General features: G+C 44.6%; 9 protein-coding genes. All 9 read left to right on the forward strand.

Annotated features, from left to right (window positions below; genetic code table 11):
• Positions 1 to 92: 92 nt before the first annotated feature.
• Positions 93 to 1,712: a DUF4173 domain-containing protein gene (locus MHB43_RS13815; protein ID WP_339184527.1), complete on the forward strand. Its 1,620-nt coding sequence runs from the start codon at positions 93 to 95 to the stop codon at positions 1,710 to 1,712.
• A 92-nt stretch (positions 1,713 to 1,804) separates the two neighbouring features.
• A complete protein-coding gene (locus MHB43_RS13820; RefSeq protein ID WP_339184529.1) occupies positions 1,805 to 2,155 on the forward strand; it encodes a hypothetical protein in 351 nt (116 codons plus the stop codon).
• Positions 2,092 to 2,973 carry a membrane protein insertase YidC gene (yidC, locus tag MHB43_RS13825; RefSeq protein WP_339184531.1) on the forward strand — a complete coding sequence of 294 codons (882 nt, stop codon included), beginning with the start codon at positions 2,092 to 2,094 and terminating at the stop codon, positions 2,971 to 2,973. Before MHB43_RS13820 ends, yidC begins: the two co-directional genes overlap by 64 nt.
• Positions 2,974 to 3,343: 370 nt before the next feature.
• Entirely contained in the window at positions 3,344 to 4,180 is an 837-nt protein-coding gene (gene bacA / locus MHB43_RS13830; protein WP_256704411.1) for an undecaprenyl-diphosphate phosphatase, read from the forward strand.
• A gap of 170 nt (positions 4,181 to 4,350) precedes the next feature.
• Positions 4,351 to 5,094, forward strand: a complete 744-nt coding sequence (locus MHB43_RS13835; protein ID WP_221824842.1) for a hypothetical protein — start codon at positions 4,351 to 4,353, stop codon at positions 5,092 to 5,094.
• A gap of 15 nt (positions 5,095 to 5,109) precedes the next feature.
• Entirely contained in the window at positions 5,110 to 5,790 is a 681-nt protein-coding gene (locus MHB43_RS13840) for an MBL fold metallo-hydrolase (RefSeq protein WP_076217160.1), read from the forward strand.
• Positions 5,791 to 5,810: 20 nt separating this feature from the next.
• Positions 5,811 to 9,098: an ACP S-malonyltransferase gene (gene fabD / locus MHB43_RS13845; RefSeq protein WP_339184533.1), complete on the forward strand. Its 3,288-nt coding sequence runs from the start codon at positions 5,811 to 5,813 to the stop codon at positions 9,096 to 9,098.
• Positions 9,099 to 9,129: 31 nt separating this feature from the next.
• Positions 9,130 to 13,086: a beta-ketoacyl synthase N-terminal-like domain-containing protein gene (locus MHB43_RS13850; protein WP_405132142.1), complete on the forward strand. Its 3,957-nt coding sequence runs from the start codon at positions 9,130 to 9,132 to the stop codon at positions 13,084 to 13,086.
• A complete protein-coding gene (locus MHB43_RS13855) occupies positions 13,083 to 19,292 on the forward strand; it encodes an SDR family NAD(P)-dependent oxidoreductase (RefSeq protein ID WP_339184535.1) in 6,210 nt (2,069 codons plus the stop codon). The genes MHB43_RS13850 and MHB43_RS13855 overlap by 4 nt, the downstream gene beginning before the upstream one ends.

A 19,292-nucleotide genomic window follows, 5' to 3' on the forward strand; every position in this document is an offset into this window, starting at 1 on the left:
AAAATAAGAAGTTTTGTCGAATTTAATTTCTATTTATATTCCTATTTTATCATCTAGAATATAGCATAGAAAGGTTAATGGAGGTTTTTCCCATGATTGATAAAATAATGGCTTCACCGCAACGCGCTCTAATCACGCTACTGTCTGCTTGGATGCTGGCAATCATTCACCAGTATTTATTCTATGGTAATGAGATTGGCGTATCGTATCCTATCTTTGTAATTCTCTTTTATGTGTTCATGTATCTGTTTGCACGGGATCGCATGAGGTCTTTCAAGTTCATTGATGCTTTTGTAGCGGCTGTAGTGCTATTGTTGTCACTAACGTTCCTGTTATACGACAATGAACTGCTGTATGTTCTTAATTTTCTGGTCATACCTGGCGTAGTTATCTTACATATGACGTATCTGATGGGCAGAAAACGGAAGCAGTGGTGGGAGATTGGCTTGATTGGTACGGCTATTGACCACTTGCTGCCTCAAGCCATACGTCATTGGGGGACTGTTGCTGCTATTGCTGTGAGAGCAGGCGGGCGTGGCATGGGCAAATCCCAGAAAACAGTTGTTTTCAAAGTACTCATTGGTCTTGTGGCGTCCTTGCCTATCCTCATTGTAGTCGTTGCATTACTGTCCTCTGCTGACGGGATCTTTGATCAGTATTTAGCCGGTTTTCCGGAGTGGCTGAATCAATTGGCTTTTACTCCAGGGATACCGAGAATCATCTGGATTGTCATCGCAGGTGTATTGCTGTTCGGTTATGTATGGGGATTTGTACAGCCAATGCAATATGAGGCAGAGAAGAGAGCGAACGCACATTGGAAAAATGGAGCAGCATCCACGGTTGATAAGCGTGATCACACCTATATATTCTCTCCTGTGGACCCGGCCACTGAAGGTCAGGTTACCAATAAGATTACACCCGAGCCCGAACGCACTCCGGTTCAGCGGGAACCATTCAGATTGGACCCTATCATTGTGGGGACGATGCTGATTGTCATTAACTGTGTGTACGTTTTGTTTGTACTTGTACAGTTTTCGTATCTGTTTGGTGCAGGAGAGGGGCATCTTCCGGTAGATCTGTCTTACGCAGACTATGCGAGAAGTGGATTCGCGGAGTTAATTCTCGTCACAGGTATTAACTTCTTTATTCTTATTGTTGCTTTGCAGTATACCCGTTCGAGTGGCAAAGCGGGTTCCATCGTGCATCAGGTACTTCTCCTGATTCTGGTCAGTTGTTCAGCAATTATGTTGTATTCCGCGTTTATGCGCCTGAATCTGTATGAGCAGGCATATGGATATACGTACATCCGCTTCTTGGTACACGCATTCATGATCTTCCTCGCACTCCTGTTGCTGATTGCCGGCCTTCGTATACGGTACACATCAATACCGCTGATTCGCTGGTATATTGTGCTGGCGCTCACAGCTTATGTTGCAGTCAACTATGTGGGCATGGATAAACGGATTGCCGAGCTGAATATTGAACGTTATCATCAGACTGGCAATATTGATGCAACCTATCTGGCGAGTCTGTCAGCAGATGCAGTTCCGTTACTTCGTGAGTTTGCTCTGGAGGAGTTTCCGGATCTCAAGAGGGAAATGCTGGAACGTCAAGCATATCTGGATATGGATACATCAGATTGTTCCTGGCCTTCTTATAACGTGGCAAGACACCGAGCTGAGCTAGAGTTGTCCAAATTGAGAACGGAATAGCTGAATAGTAGTTGTTTTCACGTACGGATTTATGCAAAAACAATATGTAAGTGTTATAATATAAAAACTAACCTATAAAGGGGGTGAATCCCTTGTTTGAACTTCAGGAACTATTACCGTATTTATTCTCGATTGGACTCATCTTCACCGTCAGTTATGCCTATATCGCCCATCTTCACTGTGGCATGACAGAGTATTGGATGGAAGGTAGCGCCGGTGGTGGACTTGAACCAGTACTTCCCGCTTTGAGTTTGGACAGACAACACAGACAGGAAGTCTGGAGCCGCATGATCAGACGAAGAGAAGCGCCCGATGAAGATGATTCAGATTGTCATTCCTCGTTGAACGATTGGTCAACAAATCAACGAGGAGGATATATATGGAACATAAGACCAACAAGGGATTCACTTTTACTTCGGGCAAGGGACGGATCTATGGCCTGATTGCCATTTTGTTTGCAGTCATGCTGCTTGCCGGATGCAGCAACAACGTGTCGGAGATTACTTCATCGACACCGGGATTTTTTAATCACTATATCGTATTTCCACTGTCGTACCTGATTCAGCACATTGCCACCATATTTAACGGAAGCTACGGGGTCGCGATTATCGTGATTACGCTGGTCATTCGTTTAGCGCTGTTACCCTTGATGATGCGTCAAGCCAAGTCCCAGCAGGGAACACGAGTCATTATGAACGCCATGAAACCCGAGATGGATGCGCTTAAGAAAAAATATGAAGGCAAAAATGACCCTGTTGATAAGCAAAAGCTGTCTCAGGAAACGATGGAGCTGTACAAGAAACATAAGTTCAATCCACTGAACATTGGTTGCTTGCCGATGCTCATTCAGTTGCCTATACTTTCAGGTATTTACACAGCCATCCGACTTACACCGGAGTTATCCTCCCACTCGTTCCTGTGGTTCAAACTGGGAGCGCCGGACTACGTACTCGCAGTGGTGGTCGCGGTCATATATCTGATTCAAGCCAAGGTATCACAAGCCAATATGGCGCCTGAGCAGCGAAAACAGTTCGCTATTATGGGTTATCTCTCCCCATTGATGATGGCATTCTTTTCTCTTACAGCTCCGGCAGCGATGCCGCTCTACTGGACAGTTGGGGGGGCATTCCTTGTACTACAGACATTATTGTTCCGCAAAATGTACCCGGTGGAACATCCGCAGGAGCCTGCTACGATTGAGGTGAAAAAGATCAAGTCTGTGCAACATAACAAGTCCAGAAAACACGCCAAGTCACAGTGACTTGAGGCGACATCACAACTACGCTATTTCACCCTATGGAGCAGACACGTCGTCTACTTTATAGGGTGTTTTCGTGAGAGTGGAAACGAGTGATCAAAGAACAATTCTCATCACTCAACAGGTTTTAGTATATAAGGTAAGGGGTTGACATATTTATTCTATAAGGGGTTTTCAGGTCAAGTCCAGTTTGAACATGATGAGGTAGATTTATGGAATAAAAACAAATAAAATTTATTCATTGGATTTATTGACAAAATTTGATGCATCCATTACCATTTTGTTTAAGAGTTTTGGGGAGGAGCGAATCTAGTGTAAATGTTTATCAAAATATAACGATTTTTGTGAATTCATACCACGATAAATTTAATTCATTGGATCTGGAGGAAAATTAGTGGATATTATTATCGGGCTTATACTAGGTATAGTGGAAGGACTTACGGAGTTCGCCCCAGTGTCATCTACAGGTCATTTGATTTTGGTGGGACATTTGCTAGGTTTCGAGGGTACTGTGCGTGCTTCGACATTTGAGATTGTAATCCAACTCGGTTCAATCCTGGCTGTGGCTTTTCTGTTCTGGAAACGAATTCTCAGCATCCTCGGTATCCATGTTGGAGAAGATCGGAAAGCGACAAAGTCTACGGAAAAATTAACACTTATTCATATCATTATTGGTGTTATCCCTTTTGGTGTTGGGGGCGTATTTTTTTACGATTACATAAAAGAGGTTTTGTTCAGTGCTCAAACGGTTGTTGTAACGTTAATCCTTGGCGGGATTCTGATGATTGCAGCCGAAATATTCAAACCAAAAAAGCCGGCTGCAGAAACATTGGATCAAGTCACTTACCGGCAGGCTTTAATCGTAGGTCTGTTCCAGTGCTTTGCACTTGTTCCCGGTTTTTCGAGAATGGGTGCTACGCTATCGGGAGGTTTGCTAGCAGGTATGAGTCACAAAACAGCCTCGGAATTTACGTTTATAATGGCACTTCCTATTATGTTCGGAGCTTCACTAAAGGATTTATACGAGAGCTGGGATTATCTGTCGGTTGATGATCTTCCCTTATTTATTACGGGGTTTGTGACTGCTTTTATTGTAGCCATGATTGCAGTTAAATTTTTCCTGAAGTTGATTAACCGGATTAAACTGATTCCTTTTGCAATCTATCGTTTTGTATTGGCAGCCGCTTTTTGGATCTTTTTGCTAAACTAGAGCATTCTTATTATCTATTACATGTGAATAAATTAACCGTCGCCGGGAGTCTTATCCATGATCAGTGTTTTTATCAACTCACATTGAAAAGGAAAGATTCCCTTTTGCTTTTTTTTTGGAAATAGGTAGTTATCAAGGGAGATTCATCTACTGGGGTGGGAGTGCAAAATATGACACCATTCATCATAAAGCAAAGCATCATGTTTGTCATACTGTATGGAATCCAATTTTTGATCGGTACGATTGTACTCAAATATCAGTTGCGTGTGAATTACGCTCGTAAAATTGTTCATTTCATGTCTTTTATTACACCAATGGCTATTGAATTGATCGTGAGTTCCAGTACAGGATATACCGGGCCCATTTTTATCGTCGGAATGCTGATGAACTGCGTTATTATGCTCATTTATATTAAGCCAATTCGCGAGAAAAGTGTATTGGTTCAACGCATGTTTGCTTCTTTTGATCGTCCGGAAGATCGTCCTCATACTTTGCTGTGGATGAATACGCAATTAATTGCCGGCTACGTCGTTCTGGCACCCTGCTTTCTGTATTTTCAAAGCATAGGTTATGGTACGCTGGCCTTTATTCCCGTTATCATCAATGGACTAGGAGACGGGCTAGCCGAACCGATCGGTATTCGCTTTGGAAAACATAAATATCGTGTTCATGCCTTATTTTCGAAGAAAAAGTTTACGAGAAGTATCGAAGGCAGTTTATGTGTGTTCTTATCCGCAGTATTGATCCTTTTGGTGTTTGCAAGCAGTTTTACAGTTCCACAATTAGTTGTTGCACTGCTGGTTCTTCCTATAGCTGTAACTCTAGCTGAGGCATTCTCACCCCATACTGTAGATACACCGTTTATACTTATCGTTGGTTTTGCGTGTTTGTACATGATCATTTCATTTGTTTAACAAGGAGAACTTCATATGACAACCAGTGAATACAAGGTGATTTCTATTAAATCCAGTTATGAAGCATTCATTAATTATAGCTATATTGTCGTTGATGAAACGACCCGGGAGGCAGCGGTTATTGATCCTTCCTGGGACCTCGAAGCCATTCTGGATTCCCTGGAAGCTGAGCAGGCCAAACTCACACACATCCTGTTGACACATTCCCATACGGATCATGTACATCTTGTGGGGGCATTGCTCGACCGTTTTAATCCTCAGGTTTATATGGGGGGTGCCGAAATTGATTTTTTTAGGTACCACTGTAAGAATTTGAAGCCTGTAAAGGATCGAGATGCCGTTTTAATGGGCAATACACTAATATCCTGTATAAACACCCCAGGACATACGCCGGGCTCTATATGCTATTCATTAACAAATCATATTTTTACAGGAGATACTCTGTTTGCAGAGGGATGTGGCATATGCTCCGAACGCGGAGGGGATCCAGGTGCGATGTATCAGAGTTTGCAAAAAATACGGCAGCAAATACACCCTTCCGTCAGGGTATACCCTGCACATTCATTTGGCATTGAACCGGGTCAGACACTTCAGATGCTGCTTGAGAGAAACATATATTTTAATATTTTCGATGAAGAACAGTTTATTGCTTTCCGGATGAGAAGGAATCAGCCGGATGCCAAAAGCTTTGTGTGAAGGAACAAGAGGAGTGGCATATGAAAGAAAACATTGTTTTTATGTTCTCCGGTCAGGGTTCACAATATCTTCAAGCGGGAAAAGAATTATACCGGAGTTATTCGGTATTTCGCCGATGGATGCAGCAGATGGATCGTTGGGTTCAAGACATCGGCGGCAGATCCATTATACAGGAATTATATGATTCAAATCGGCCTTATTCTGATAGTTTCGAAGAAACTCTAATTACACATCCCGCCATTTATATGCTGGAATATGCGCTTTCAAGGACATTAATGGAGAACGGGGTTATACCCACAACCGTTGTTGGTACCAGTTTGGGGGAGTTCGCTGCAGCGGCTGTATCCAACGTAATAACTCCCAAGGCGGGACTGGAAGCAGTGTATAGACAAGCTGAAATTATACACAGGACTTGTATTCCGGGAGGCATGCTGGCTGTATTGCATAGTCGTGACATCTATGACACTAATCCGGAGCTACATGCGGAGTGTGAGCTTGTTGCTGTGAACTCGTCAAATCATCTAGTCATCTCGGGGGAGTTGAAAGGGCTTACAATAGCGGAGAATTGGCTAAAAGGCGAAGGGATTTCTCATGTCAGACTGTCTGTTACTCATGGCTTCCATTCAGCATGTATCAATCCTGCGGCCAAAGAGTATTTAGCCTATCTGGACAAGCTGTCTTACGATGCACCCCAGATTCCGCTTGTCTCTAGCTTGACCGGACAAGCTGTCACCAAGGTATCAACCGATCATTTTTGGCGAGTTGTCAAGGAACCGATTCTTTTCTCTCAGGCGATATCTCATATACGAGAAGAGAAACCGGATAGTATATTTCTGGATTTGGGGCCTTCGGGTACACTTTCCAGCCTCATAAATCAGATTAGCCACAGGAAGGAACGAACATATATAACCATGACTCCCTTCCATCAGGATGCAAAACATGTGGAAGAGATCATTAGTCGTTACGCCAATTCGAATGAAACTGGAGGGGATGAACCTTTGTGGGCATATGTATTTCCAGGGCAGGGATCACAGAAGTTGGGCATGGGTGAAGGATTATTTGAGCAGTTTCCAGAGTTGACCCGGCAAGCGGATGATATTCTTGGATTTTCCATTCAGGAACTGTGCTTGTACGATCGGTCTCAGCAATTGAGCCTGACAGAATATACGCAGCCGGCTTTGTTTGTTGTTAATGCCATGATGTATCTACATAAAATCAAGGAAACAGGCAGAAAGCCAAGTTTGGTTTCGGGCCACAGTTTGGGAGAATACAATGCGCTTTTTGCCGCAGACGTATTTGATTTTGCTACAGGATTGAAGCTTGTACATAAAAGAGGAGAAATCATGAGCATGGCCCCTAAAGGGGGGATGGCCGCGGTTATCGGTTTAACCGAGAGTGCATTGAAGACAATTCTTCAACGATTTGGACTGTATCAACTGGATATCGCCAATCTGAACTCCCCGACCCAAATTGTTTTGGCAGGGCCTCAAGAAATCATTGATCAGGCCAAACCAATTTTTGAACAAAACGGTGCACAGATGTATATCCCTCTCAGGGTCAGCGGCGCATTTCATTCGCGTTATATGGAAAAATCAGCCAAACAATTCGATCAGCATCTCCAGCGTTATACATTTTCCGCTCCTACGATGACCGTCATCTCAAATTATACAGCCCGACCCTATCGTACAAATGAAATTCATGCCAATTTGGTCCGCCAAATTACACATCCGGTTCGCTGGTCTGAAACGGTACGGGTTCTGATGGGCATGGGCGTAAACACAATAGAAGAGATCGGTCCAGGCAATGTGCTGACTAAGCTGGTTACCAAGATTCAGACAGAGTGCGAACCCATCGTATATCGTCCTGAAGACATGTCTGTCAAACCATTATCGTCAGCAGTCCACCCCGATACTCCAATATCATCCGTTGTACAGCCTGGCAACCAAGAAACTCGACTGGCCGAGTCTCTTGGCTCGAAACCCTTCAAAAAGGACTATAATCTGAAAATGGCCTATTTGACAGGTGCAATGTACAGAGGCATTGCTTCGGCGGAGATGGTTGTTAAAGTGGGGCAATCGGGAATGATGGGCTTTTTGGGCACAGGGGGGTTAAGCCTGAAGCAGATCGAAGAAGGAATCGATTATATACAACACCATTTGCAGGATGGACAGGCATATGGGTTAAATCTTCTTCATCAAATGACACATCCTGAACGTGAAGAAGAACAGGTTAACTTATTACTACGTAAAGGTGTAAATACAGTAGAGGCTTCTGCCTTCATGGGTGTTACTCCGGCATTAATCAAGTACCGTGCCCATGGACTGAAGCGTTCATCAGACGGGCGGGTATCCGCAACCAATCGCATTATTGCAAAAGTATCCAGACCTGAAGTGGCTGAAGCATTTTTAAGCCCCGCTCCGGAATTCATGGTTGAGAAGATGTTGAAGGAAAACAAGATTACATCTGTTCAGGCAGAACTCCTGAAAAAAGTACCCATTGCAGAGGATCTGTGCCTTGAGGCTGATTCGGGTGGACATACAGATGCGGGTGTGGCGTATGTCCTGCTGCCTGCCATGGTTCGTCTTCGCAATACAATGATGGAAAAGTACGGTTATTCGAAAGAAGTCCGCATTGGTGCTGCCGGTGGTATTGGTACACCTGAAGCAGCAGCAGCTGCTTTTTTGCTCGGAGCGGATTTTATCGTAACAGGTTCAATCAATCAATGCACGGTTGAAGCAGCTACTAGTGACGCTGTCAAAGATTTACTACAGGATATGAACATTCACGACACGGAATATGCTCCTGCTGGAGACATGTTTGAGATTGGAGCCAAGGTACAGGTTCTCCGCAAAGGTGTATTTTTCCCCGCCAGAGCGAACAAGCTCTATGATTTGTACCGGCAGCATGATTCTTTAAATGACATTAGTGAAAAAAACAAACAGCAGCTGGAAAACAAATATTTCAAAAAAACCTTTGAAGAAGTATATCGCCAGGTCGTTCAGTATAGATCTCCGGAGGAAATACAAAAAGCCGAACAGAATCCCAAATACAAAATGGCATTGGTATTCAAGTGGTATTTTGCCCACAGTACGATGCTTGCAATGGAAGGAACAGCAGGTCATCAGGTCGATTATCAAATCCACTGTGGTCCTGCCTTGGGAGCTTTTAATCAATGGGTGAAAGGCACACCGCTGGAGGACTGGAGAAACCGCCGCGTAGCTGAAGTGGGCATAAAGTTAATGGAAGATACGGTTTTGGTTATGCAAGAGCGCCTGAAACAATTGGCTATGGCCGTTGAGATGAACTAACTTTTAGCATTGTGGGGACAGGGGGGGTGTGATGATGCGACAAAAGAAGAACATGGAGCCAACATCCGATATTGATCCAGGATTTCGCCTTACAGATATTGCAATTGTTGGTATGGCATGCAGGTTTCCGCAGGCTGATCATTATACGACGTTTTGGGATAATCTTGCGAATGGAGTGGATTCTGTCAAGGAGATTCCTCCAGATCGATGGGATGTATCGAAGTTCTATTCTCAAGATATTGACGCCCCGAATAAGAGCATTGGTAAATGGTGCGGTCTGCTTGATGATGTGTATTCTTTTGATCACCGCTTTTTCAGTATCTCTCCCCGAGAGGCCAAAAATATGGACCCACAGCAACGAATGATGCTTGAAGTTTCCTGGCAATGCATTGAAGATTCCGGGATTTCACTTCAAAGGTTACAGAATCAGATCACTTCCGTTTATGCCGGAGTAATGACGGTAGATCACCGCCAAATGGCGTGCCTTCCCGAATTGGAGATAGATAGCTACGCTTGTCTTGGAAATTATGAAAGTATTCTTGCCAATCGAATTTCTTACATTATGGACTTCAAGGGCGCGAGTATATCAGTAAATGCAGCTTGTGCATCTTCATTAGTAGCCGTCCATGAAGCCAAACAAGCCCTGCAACGAAAAGAGTGCAATTACGCCTTAGCTGCATGTGTAAATCTAAATTTGCATCCCTGGAAGTTTATCTCATTTTCCAAGTCAAGAATGTTAAGTCCGGATGGACGTTGTAAAACCTTTGATAAGGAAGCCAATGGTTATGTACCAGGGGATGGAGCAGGCGTGTTGTTGCTTCAAAGGCTTGAAGATGCGTTAGCAGAAGGTAATCATATCTACGGGGTTATCAAAGGATCTGCCTGCAATCATGGTGGAAGAAGCGCATCCATAACTGCTCCGAGCATGAGGGCACAACAAGACGTCATCTTGGCTGCTTATCAGGATGCAGATATTTCCCCGGAAATGGTCACGTATATTGAGGCACATGGAACGGGAACGTCATTGGGAGATCCGATTGAAATTGAAGCGCTTAAAAATGCATTTGCTGCCTATACTTCCCGAACCCAATTCTGTCGGATTGGCTCGGTAAAAACCAATATTGGCCACTTGGAGAGTGCTGCGGGCATGGCTGGTATTGTGAAAGTGATCATGATGATGAAACATGGTAAAATACCTGCCAACCTTCATTTTAACGATCCTAATCCGATCATAGATTTTAAGAATACTCCTTTTGAAGTGGCGGGGTCTCTAACTGATTGGAACAGTGCTGGCGAAGGTTTACCTTTAAGAGCGGGCATAAGCTCTTTTGGTTTTGGTGGAGTCAACGCACATCTGGTGATTGAACAGTGGTGCACTGCACCCTCGAACAAACAGAAGGATGCCGTCGCCGCCCGTTCTCAACTGTTCACGCTATCAGGCAAATCGAAATGGCATTTGGAAAAACAGCTTGAATCGTGGAGAGCATTCTCGCTAACATCCGAGTTTGATGAGTGTACGCTGCGTGATATTAGTGGAACATTGTCCACGGGAAGAGTGGCTTTTCCTTATCGTTATGCTGTGATGGTAGACAATTTACAGCAGTTGAAGGAAGAGTTGCATTCGGAATCAAGTCGTCCTTTCATGCCCAAGCAGCAAAAGTGGGCAATAAGAATGGGGCACTTTTCCTATATAAACTATGAGCAATTTAGCAATTTAACCCGTGGTTTACCGCATGTGGAGGACATCATCCAATCCTTACTGAATCAAATTGCCGATAGTGATCGTCCACTTGCCGATCACTATCGGCAGATGTTCTACAATGGACCATGGGAGCAAGAGACACTTCCGTGCTGTCAGTTCATTGCTGGATATGCCGTACTTCGATGTTTACTTGATGCGGGCTTAAAAGTGGAATGGATGACAGGGGAGCATACAGGGATGTGGGCTGTTCTTGCCGTAAACCAAATGATCGCTCCCGAAGAAATCCTTTTGAGGCTTTCAGGAAAAAATGAAGCTGATTTCATTAAACTACATCGTCCGTGTCTGCCTTACTATGACCCAACAGTGCAAGATATTTTGTATCCGATGTCCTTTGGCGAGTCTTATCTCCGGCGTTTGTTGGGTAGCTCGCAAATTGAAAGTGTGGACTCTGGGAATAGCGAGCATGATCGATTCGAATATCCAATGGTAAGTGATCACGAACGGGTTAAATATTATCTGACTAAGGGTCAATCACTCATCGCTCATCAGTTCACCTTCAGAAAGTATGTAGATGAATGGTCGAATCTTCTAGGTAAAGTAAGTGGGGACGATTGGAATTTGGAGGAGTTGCTTGGAAAGCCTGTTGATGTCTTGATGTTTACGGAGCTTTCCACTCAGCAGTTGTTCATTATAGTTACCGTTGTGGCTTATTCCCTAAGGAAGTTGAACCGCAAATGGAATTTGACGATAATGACTGAGCCCGATCCACGATTCGAAGAAATGTTGGATCTGATGAACGATCACATCTTACTTCCTGAAATGGTCGCCCGGCTTGTTTTGGATTCCAATGTGGACTATAAGGTTGTTGCCGAATCCATGAACCTGAAACAGCGAGAAAGGGATATGGAGCCCAATGACAACCGATTATGTGCTCGAATTGATAACGTGCCCGAAATTGTAAATGTTGAGCAATGGCTGCATCAAACACAAGAAAGCCAAGTTGATCTGGAGAAGATTTCGTCAGACATCAAGATCATTGACATCGGAGTAGTTCAATCGGCCGCACCTGATACGCTGAAACTTGCTTTAAAAGAGGATGAAGCGGGATATGACTTCTGGAATATCCTCGGTCAGTTATGGCTCCATGGCGTGAATGTGAGGTGGGACCTATGGTTCCCTTCAGGAACATTTAACAAGCTTGCCCTGCCTACTCAGCGTTTCGAGTCTGTAATACATCGATTACATGACCATAATGATACGGTAGCTCATGAAGCTAATCAATCGGTTAGCGATGTATATATGCTTACAAGTGTATATGAGAACAGCTTGGATAGGGCGTTGCACCCGATGATCGGCCGGAATACCTCAACCTTGGATGAATTCAAGTATCAAACGTTGTTTACAGGCAAAGAATTTTTTCTGAATGATCACCGCGTAGATGGTAAACGAACATTACCAGGTGTTGCTTATTTGGAGATGGCATTAGCCGCTGTGCAGAATGCAGGCATCCAGGAGGTCATCGGTTTTGGTGATGTGGTGTGGTCAAGACCCCTAATAGTCATGGAGCAACCTGTTGAAGTAAACATTTCGTTGTCTAAAACCCAGGAAAAAATTCAGTTCCACGTATGGACCGGCGACTATGTGAACCCTAGAAAAGTTTATGGGCAAGGGACGTTGTATGGAATAAAGACAGATGGCAACAAACAGGACACACGACAAGGCAATCCTTATAGGGTTAAACGGGATATCGATGCGATTAGAGGAAGATGTGTTGACCCTATTTCAGGAGTATATCGCAAACTTGAAAAGAGTCATCTGGTCTACGGTCCTTCCTTCCAATCCATTATGGACTGCTGTATGGGTGAGAACGAAGCTATTGCCAGGTTTGTCCTTCCAATCTCTTGTTATGAACAGTTACACGCGTATACGCTTCATCCTGTAGTGATGGACAGCGCACTGCAGACAGCGATGTTACTTGCCCAAAAGGTGAGCTCTGCTCCTTGTATGCCCTATTCCATAGGTGCGGTCAAATGGTGGAAGCGGCTTCCAGACAAGGGAAGTGTATATGTCAGGCAGCAGGGTACGCAAGGGGAAAAAGCATTCAAGTTTGATATTGTACTGCTTGATGAGCAGGAACTAATATGCATGGAAATGAGCGACTTTACAGTAAGACAGGTTCAGGACAAAAAGAGTCATGCGAAGGACCCATTGAAAACACTTTTGCGAAAATTGGAAGCCGGAGAGGTTGAACCTATTGATGTCTTAACTTATATGGAGGAACGATGAGAAAAGATCAGATGTTATCACTGGATCAGATTCTTGAAATGGTGAAGGGACGACGTCTCTCATCAGAGACAGCCTACCAGCTTATACAGGAAATAGAGCGGCATGATACTTTGGCTTCCAATAAGAAAAACCTGCATCAGAATACGTACCTGTATCCATCCTGGGAAATTCAAGACCTTCAACGTACCGTTTTCAAAAGTGAAAGGCTTCTGTTATTTGTTTCTGGTGAAGAACACATGCAGCAATGGAACCAGAGCACTTCCGTAATTCGTGTGTTACAGGGAAATCAATTCATTGAGCAGGATGTTAATACATTTATAGTCCGCCCGGGACAGGAAGAGGATGTTGACCGTTTGTTCAACAGGCTGTCCGAATTACAGTGGATTCCTGATACTGTCGTTCATGGATGGAGTGGTACGGTACTTCCAGAAAATGAAGGGACCCTATTGAACAAGTGGCTCGCCCAGGGTGTGTACACCTTATTTTATACATGCCGATGGCTGGCGAAATGTGCTGACAAAAAGAAAGTACATCTTTTATATGCTTATTCCAGCGATCGTAAAGAAGAACCGGCAAATGAAGCTGTAAGCAGTTTCATGCGCAGTGTGAAATGGGAACACCCGCAATGGACATGTCGTACATTGGACATGGGAAATGAACCAGTCGATATGTTTCACCTCATCCAACAGGAGATGGAAGCTCGGGACCAGGCGGTAGAGGTACGTTATCGGGGCAATCGACGTTATGTGAAGAGATTGCTATCGCTGCCGAAAACAGAATATTCACAAGTAGAGTGGAATAAACAAGGCGTTTATTTGATTACAGGTGGGATGGGTGGTATCGGCCTCCAGTTTGCCTCCTTGCTTGCCCAATCCGCTCGAGTCATTGTTTTGTCTGGACGTTCCATTCTGAGTAGGGATCAGGAACAACAATTGTGTGATCTAGGGAAGTTTGGAGCTGAAATAGTGTATATTGCGGCGGATGTATCGCAACGTGAGTCCGCTTTTAATCTCATCCGTGAGTGCAAAACCAGATTTGGGGGCATTCATGGTCTGATTCATTGCGCTGGCGTATTGAGAGACTCAATGCTTCAATCCAAAAATAAAGTGGACATGGATGCTGTTATCGCTCCTAAAGTATACGGAACGGTTTGGCTAGACGAAGCTTCTTGTCATGAACAGTTGGACTTTTTCATCGTTTGCTCTTCCGTCATGTCCATTCTGGGCAACGCTGGACAATGTGATTATGCTTTTGCCAATGGCTTTATGGACAGTTTTTGCCGTCAGCGGAATCGGTTGAACAAAGAGGGGATGCGTTCGGGTCAAACGCTCTCTCTGAATTGGCCTCTGTGGTTGGAAGGAGGGATGGGAGTAGATTCAACCCATCGTCTTTTTTTGGAAAATACGCTCGGGGTTTCATCGATATCCAGCGAACATGCTATACAGGCTTTTGAGGATGCTTTTCATTGTAAGGAAAGTCAGCTAGTGATTGTTGGCGGGGATGCAACCAAATTTCAGAAGGTACACGAGAAAACGTCGTTTGCGGATGTGGACTCGGTTCCAAAAGAAATGTTGTTAGAGAACAGCATAAATGAGGAGGTTTTACTAGAAAGGGCTTCAGAAATTATGTTGACCATATCCTCACAGATTCTCAGTGTTGATGTACATGAAATGGATCTGGATGCGGATAAAAGCGACTATGGGTTTGATTCCATTTCGACGACTGACTTTGTCAATCGACTCAACGCAACGTACAACATTGATCTAACGCCCCCTATTGTGTTTGAATATGCGACTTTAGGGGCCTTTGCAACCTACCTAATCGGAGCTTATGGCGAAGACATCGCCCGATATCATGGAATGAGTGGCGGGCACGTTGAACTCGAATTGCAGACTCCGCATATGGTCGGTGATGATGAAACACATGAGATTGCAAGTGAGCCTATCGAACTCCATAGGAGGAATAAAGAACCCATTGCCATTATTGGAATAGGCGCTCACATGCCTCAATCCGAGAGTATGGATGAACTATGGGAGAACTTGGTTTCCGGGAAAACATTCATTTCCGAAATCCCTCCTGAACGCTGGGATTGGCATCAATATTATGGGGACCCAATAAAAGAAGTCAACAAAACCAACATCAAATGGGGCGGATTTATGAAAGCCATTGATCAATTTGATGCTTCGTTTTTTGGAATTTCGCCTCATGAAGCTGGGTTGATGGACCCGAGACAGCGCATTTATTTGCAAACTGTATGGGAAGCCATTGAAGATGCCGGTTACAGGCCATCGGAGTTGTCCGGGAGTAAAACAGGTATGTTTGTCGGGGTGGTTAGTTCAGATTATTATGACCTGATTCACCAATCAGGCGTTCCAACTGAAGCACATACAGCTTTGGGCATATTTCATTCCATTCTGGCTAACCGAATTTCATATCTTCTAAATCTGCATGGACCTAGTGAACCCGTGGATACAGCCTGTTCCGGTTCACTGGTCGCCATTCATCGGGCAGTGGAATCGATACACAACGGAGAATGTGAACTGGCAGTTGCTGGAGGCATCAGTGTTATCGCAAGTCCACAGCTGATGATTGCCTTTAATCAGGCAGGCATGCTCAGTGTGGATGGTCGCTGTAAAACCTTTGATCAAGGTGCTGATGGGTACGTTCGTGGCGAAGGTAGTGGGGCATTGCTGCTCAAACCGTTGTCCAAAGCGGAAGCGGATGGAGACCATATCTATGGAGTAATTCAGGCAACGGCTATAAATCATGGGGGACATGCCAACACTTTGACATCTCCAAATCCTAATGCACAGGCAGAACTTATTGTTGAAGCATGGTCCAGATCCGGAATTGATCCGAGGACAGTAGATTATATTGAAGCACATGGTACGGGGACCCCATTGGGTGATCCGATCGAGATAAATGCGCTTAAAAAAGCTTTCTCTCAGCTGGTTCAAGACTGGGATGAGTTGCATGGTAAGCCGAGCGGTTCTGCCTCTGAGTCCTCCGTTCCGCACTGTGCAGTCGGAACGATAAAAACCTATATTGGACACTTGGAGGCAGCAGCAGGAGTGGCGGGAGTCCTCAACGTGGTACTCAGTATGAAGCATAACCGATTGTTGCCGAATTTGGAGCTAAATGAAGTTAACCCTTACATCCAGTTGGAGAACAGTCCGTTTTATATCGTAAAGGAAGGGCAGACCTGGAATCGTAAACATGATGCTGCCCCAAGAAGTGCAGGCGTAAGTTCATTTGGCTTTGGAGGTGTCAATGCTCATATTGTCATCAGCGAATACGTGACTAAGCATGACAGTTCCCTGATTATATTCAATCGCCCCCAGTTACTCATCGTTTCTGCAAAGAACAGAGATCGATTGAAAGCATATGCGAGGCGAATCGTTGAATTTCTGAGTCAAACGGATGGGATTACCCTGGCTGATGTTGCATTTACAATGCAAACGGGCAGGGAAGAGATGGAGGAAAGACTAGCATTGGTGAGTTCAAGCATCGATGACACCGTGGAAATGCTTAATCGGTTTATTGCAGATGAGACAGAAAATCTATCTCCATGTTGGCAAGGGAGCGTAACCAAGCGCAAGCCCTCACAAGATGAACAGGCTATAGCTTACCATCAGCCTTCCACAGATCAGGATTTCATGGTTGAAGCAGAGCTCCATAAACTTGCTCAGCTCTGGGTAACTGGCAACCGGATTGATTGGTCTTCAATGGATAAAAGAGAACGAAAACGGAAAATTTCCATCCCGACTTATCCGTTTGCAGAGACACGGCACTGGCTTCCTAATCCAGTCAAACGGATAGAAAGCCAAGAGATTCATCGGTCGGGAGTGGACAACAGATTCATGATGAAGCTGGAAAATAGATCGGATTTTCGCGCATACAGCTACGAATTTGCATTTACTGGACAAGAATCCTTTTTTCGGGATCACGAAATAAACGGATATAACGTATTGCCTGCCTCAGCTCATATTGAATTGATCAGAGCCGCTGTCATGATGGCTGCTCAACCTGGAGAGGGCGAACAAATCAGCCTTAAAAAGCTCGTATGGCTCAAACCTGTTGTCGCCAAAAAAGGCATGGGAAGGCTTCAAATACTTCTTAAACCATCTTCGAATGGATTTATTGAGGTCACCGTTCATTCTCCAACTAGTTCTCAGGGGGATGAGACAAACACCGTGGTTTTTAGCCAAGGGACTGCTGTGATAACCAAGCGTGAAGTACGCAAAACATACGAAATGGAGAATATCCTAAGCAGCTGTAGTCTGGGAAATTTTACATCAGAGCAATGTTATTCCTTTTTTTCCGCCAGGGGTATGCAGTATGGTCCAGACTTCCAGGGTCTGAAATCTGTAGCAGTGGGTCATGATCAAGCTCTGGCCAGAATTGCCTTGCCTCCGGGTATTATGGATGGATATCAGGACGGCACCATTCATCCTGGACTTCTGGATAACGCTTTTCAGGCTGCAATCGGGATCTGGCTAAGTACTTCGGGAAGTATTCAGGACGAGCAGCAAGATAGGCCTTTGTTGCCCTTCTCTATACAACAAATTCAAATCATTGGCTCCTGTGAAGCTGAGATGTGGGCTCATGTCCGAGTCCATCAGGAGAGTGGCAGCGCTGCTGTGCACGCGGATACCGAATATGACATAGATTTGTTTAGTGTGAAGGGTGATGTACGGGTATCCGTTAGGGCAATGCGTTTTAGAAGACCTGAGTCGAAAGTTCCAGATCTTGAAGAAACTAAAGGTGTGGAGACTTACGAGTTACAAATGTTGGCCCCTGTATGGAAAGAGCAGACAATCGGCTTGTATGAACATGAACGTGTACTCAACGATCTCCCGGGAGAAATATGCTTGGTAGGTACGAAGAGCTCGTACTTGACCCAGCTGCTCAAACACCTGCCACATGCCGAGATGATCGTTTTGAATCCACAGGATTCGATCATGCGGATCTCTGAACAACTAAACCTAATCATGAACCTTCGTCATATGGTGTGGATATCTCCGATAACGGCTGGAAGCTCGCCTGATGTCAAGGGAATGGTCGAGGCTCAGGAAGATGGCGTGTTTCTTCTATACAGACTGATTAAGGCACTTCTTCAGAATGGATATGGGAATCGGAGCATGGAATGGACTGTAATCACGATGCGGGCAAACGCCATTCATACACTAAATTCGGTTGATCCCACTCATGCCGGGATACATGGTCTTATAGGAGTACTGTGCAAAGAACGACCCGGATGGAAGGTTAGACAGGTGGATTTGGATCAGTTGAATGATAAGAATATGTACGAATTGTTTTCGCTGTCTGCTGATTCCTATGGATTCCCATATGTAAACCGACAAGGCGAATGGTTTCGTCAACAACTTGTGCCCGTTACATATTCTCCTGTGAGTTCCGGGCAGTCTCATTCCTATCGCCATGGGGGTGTATACGTTGTTATTGGAGGAGCAGGCGGAATCGGAGAGGCATGGAGTGAATATATGATCCGGCATTACAAAGCCCAGATCATCTGGCTGGGAAGAAGGGAGCTGGATGCTGATATTCAAGCGAAATTGCAAAGGCTGGGCGAGCTTGGTCCCGCGCCCTGTTACATGGCTGTTAATGCAACGGATTCGGAAGCAATGCGTCAGGCATGTTCAGATATTAGGCGGAATCATCAAGCCATTAATGGTTTTATTCATTCTGCCATCGTGTTGGAGGATCGCAGTCTGGAATATATGGACGAAGCTTCTTTTCGGAAAGCTTATTCCACCAAGGTAGACATCAGCATCAATATAGCCAAAGCGTGTATCGGAGAGTCGCCTGACTTTGTACTCTTTTTTTCGTCCATGAATTCCTTTTTGAATTCGGCCGGACAGGCGAATTACGTAGCCGGCTGTACGTTCAAAGATGTATTTGCCCAATTTTTGAGACAGTGCTGTGATTTTCCTATCAAAGTGATGAACTGGGGATATTGGGGAAGTGTGGGTTCGGTACGTTCTGAATATTATAAGACACGCATGGCGAAAGCAGGACAAGGTTCAATCGAAGCTCCTGAAGCGATGGAGGCTCTAGATGTACTGATGAATGGTGTGCTGGATCAGATTGCATTGATAAAGAAACAGTCTTTGGTAGATATACAGATCTTAGATGAAGAAGAATCCATTATGGTCTATCAGGGAGCTGTACCGTCTCAGGTTATATAA

It is taken from the genome of Paenibacillus sp. FSL H8-0317, from assembly GCF_045040685.1.
GTDB lineage: Bacteria > Bacillota > Bacilli > Paenibacillales > Paenibacillaceae > Paenibacillus.

Excerpts from the sequence above, each read along its gene's own strand:
- yidC (WP_339184531.1), top strand. The coding sequence starts at position 2,092 with ATGGAACATAAGACCAACAAGGGATTCACTTTTACTTCGGGCAAGGGA.
- MHB43_RS13855 (WP_339184535.1), top strand. The coding sequence starts at position 13,083 with ATGAGAAAAGATCAGATGTTATCACTGGATCAGATTCTTGAAATGGTG.
- MHB43_RS13835 (WP_221824842.1), top strand. The coding sequence starts at position 4,351 with ATGACACCATTCATCATAAAGCAAAGCATCATGTTTGTCATACTGTAT.
- fabD (WP_339184533.1), top strand. The coding sequence starts at position 5,811 with ATGAAAGAAAACATTGTTTTTATGTTCTCCGGTCAGGGTTCACAATAT.
- MHB43_RS13850 (WP_405132142.1), top strand. The coding sequence starts at position 9,130 with ATGATGCGACAAAAGAAGAACATGGAGCCAACATCCGATATTGATCCA.
- MHB43_RS13840 (WP_076217160.1), top strand. The coding sequence starts at position 5,110 with ATGACAACCAGTGAATACAAGGTGATTTCTATTAAATCCAGTTATGAA.
- MHB43_RS13815 (WP_339184527.1), top strand. The coding sequence starts at position 93 with ATGATTGATAAAATAATGGCTTCACCGCAACGCGCTCTAATCACGCTA.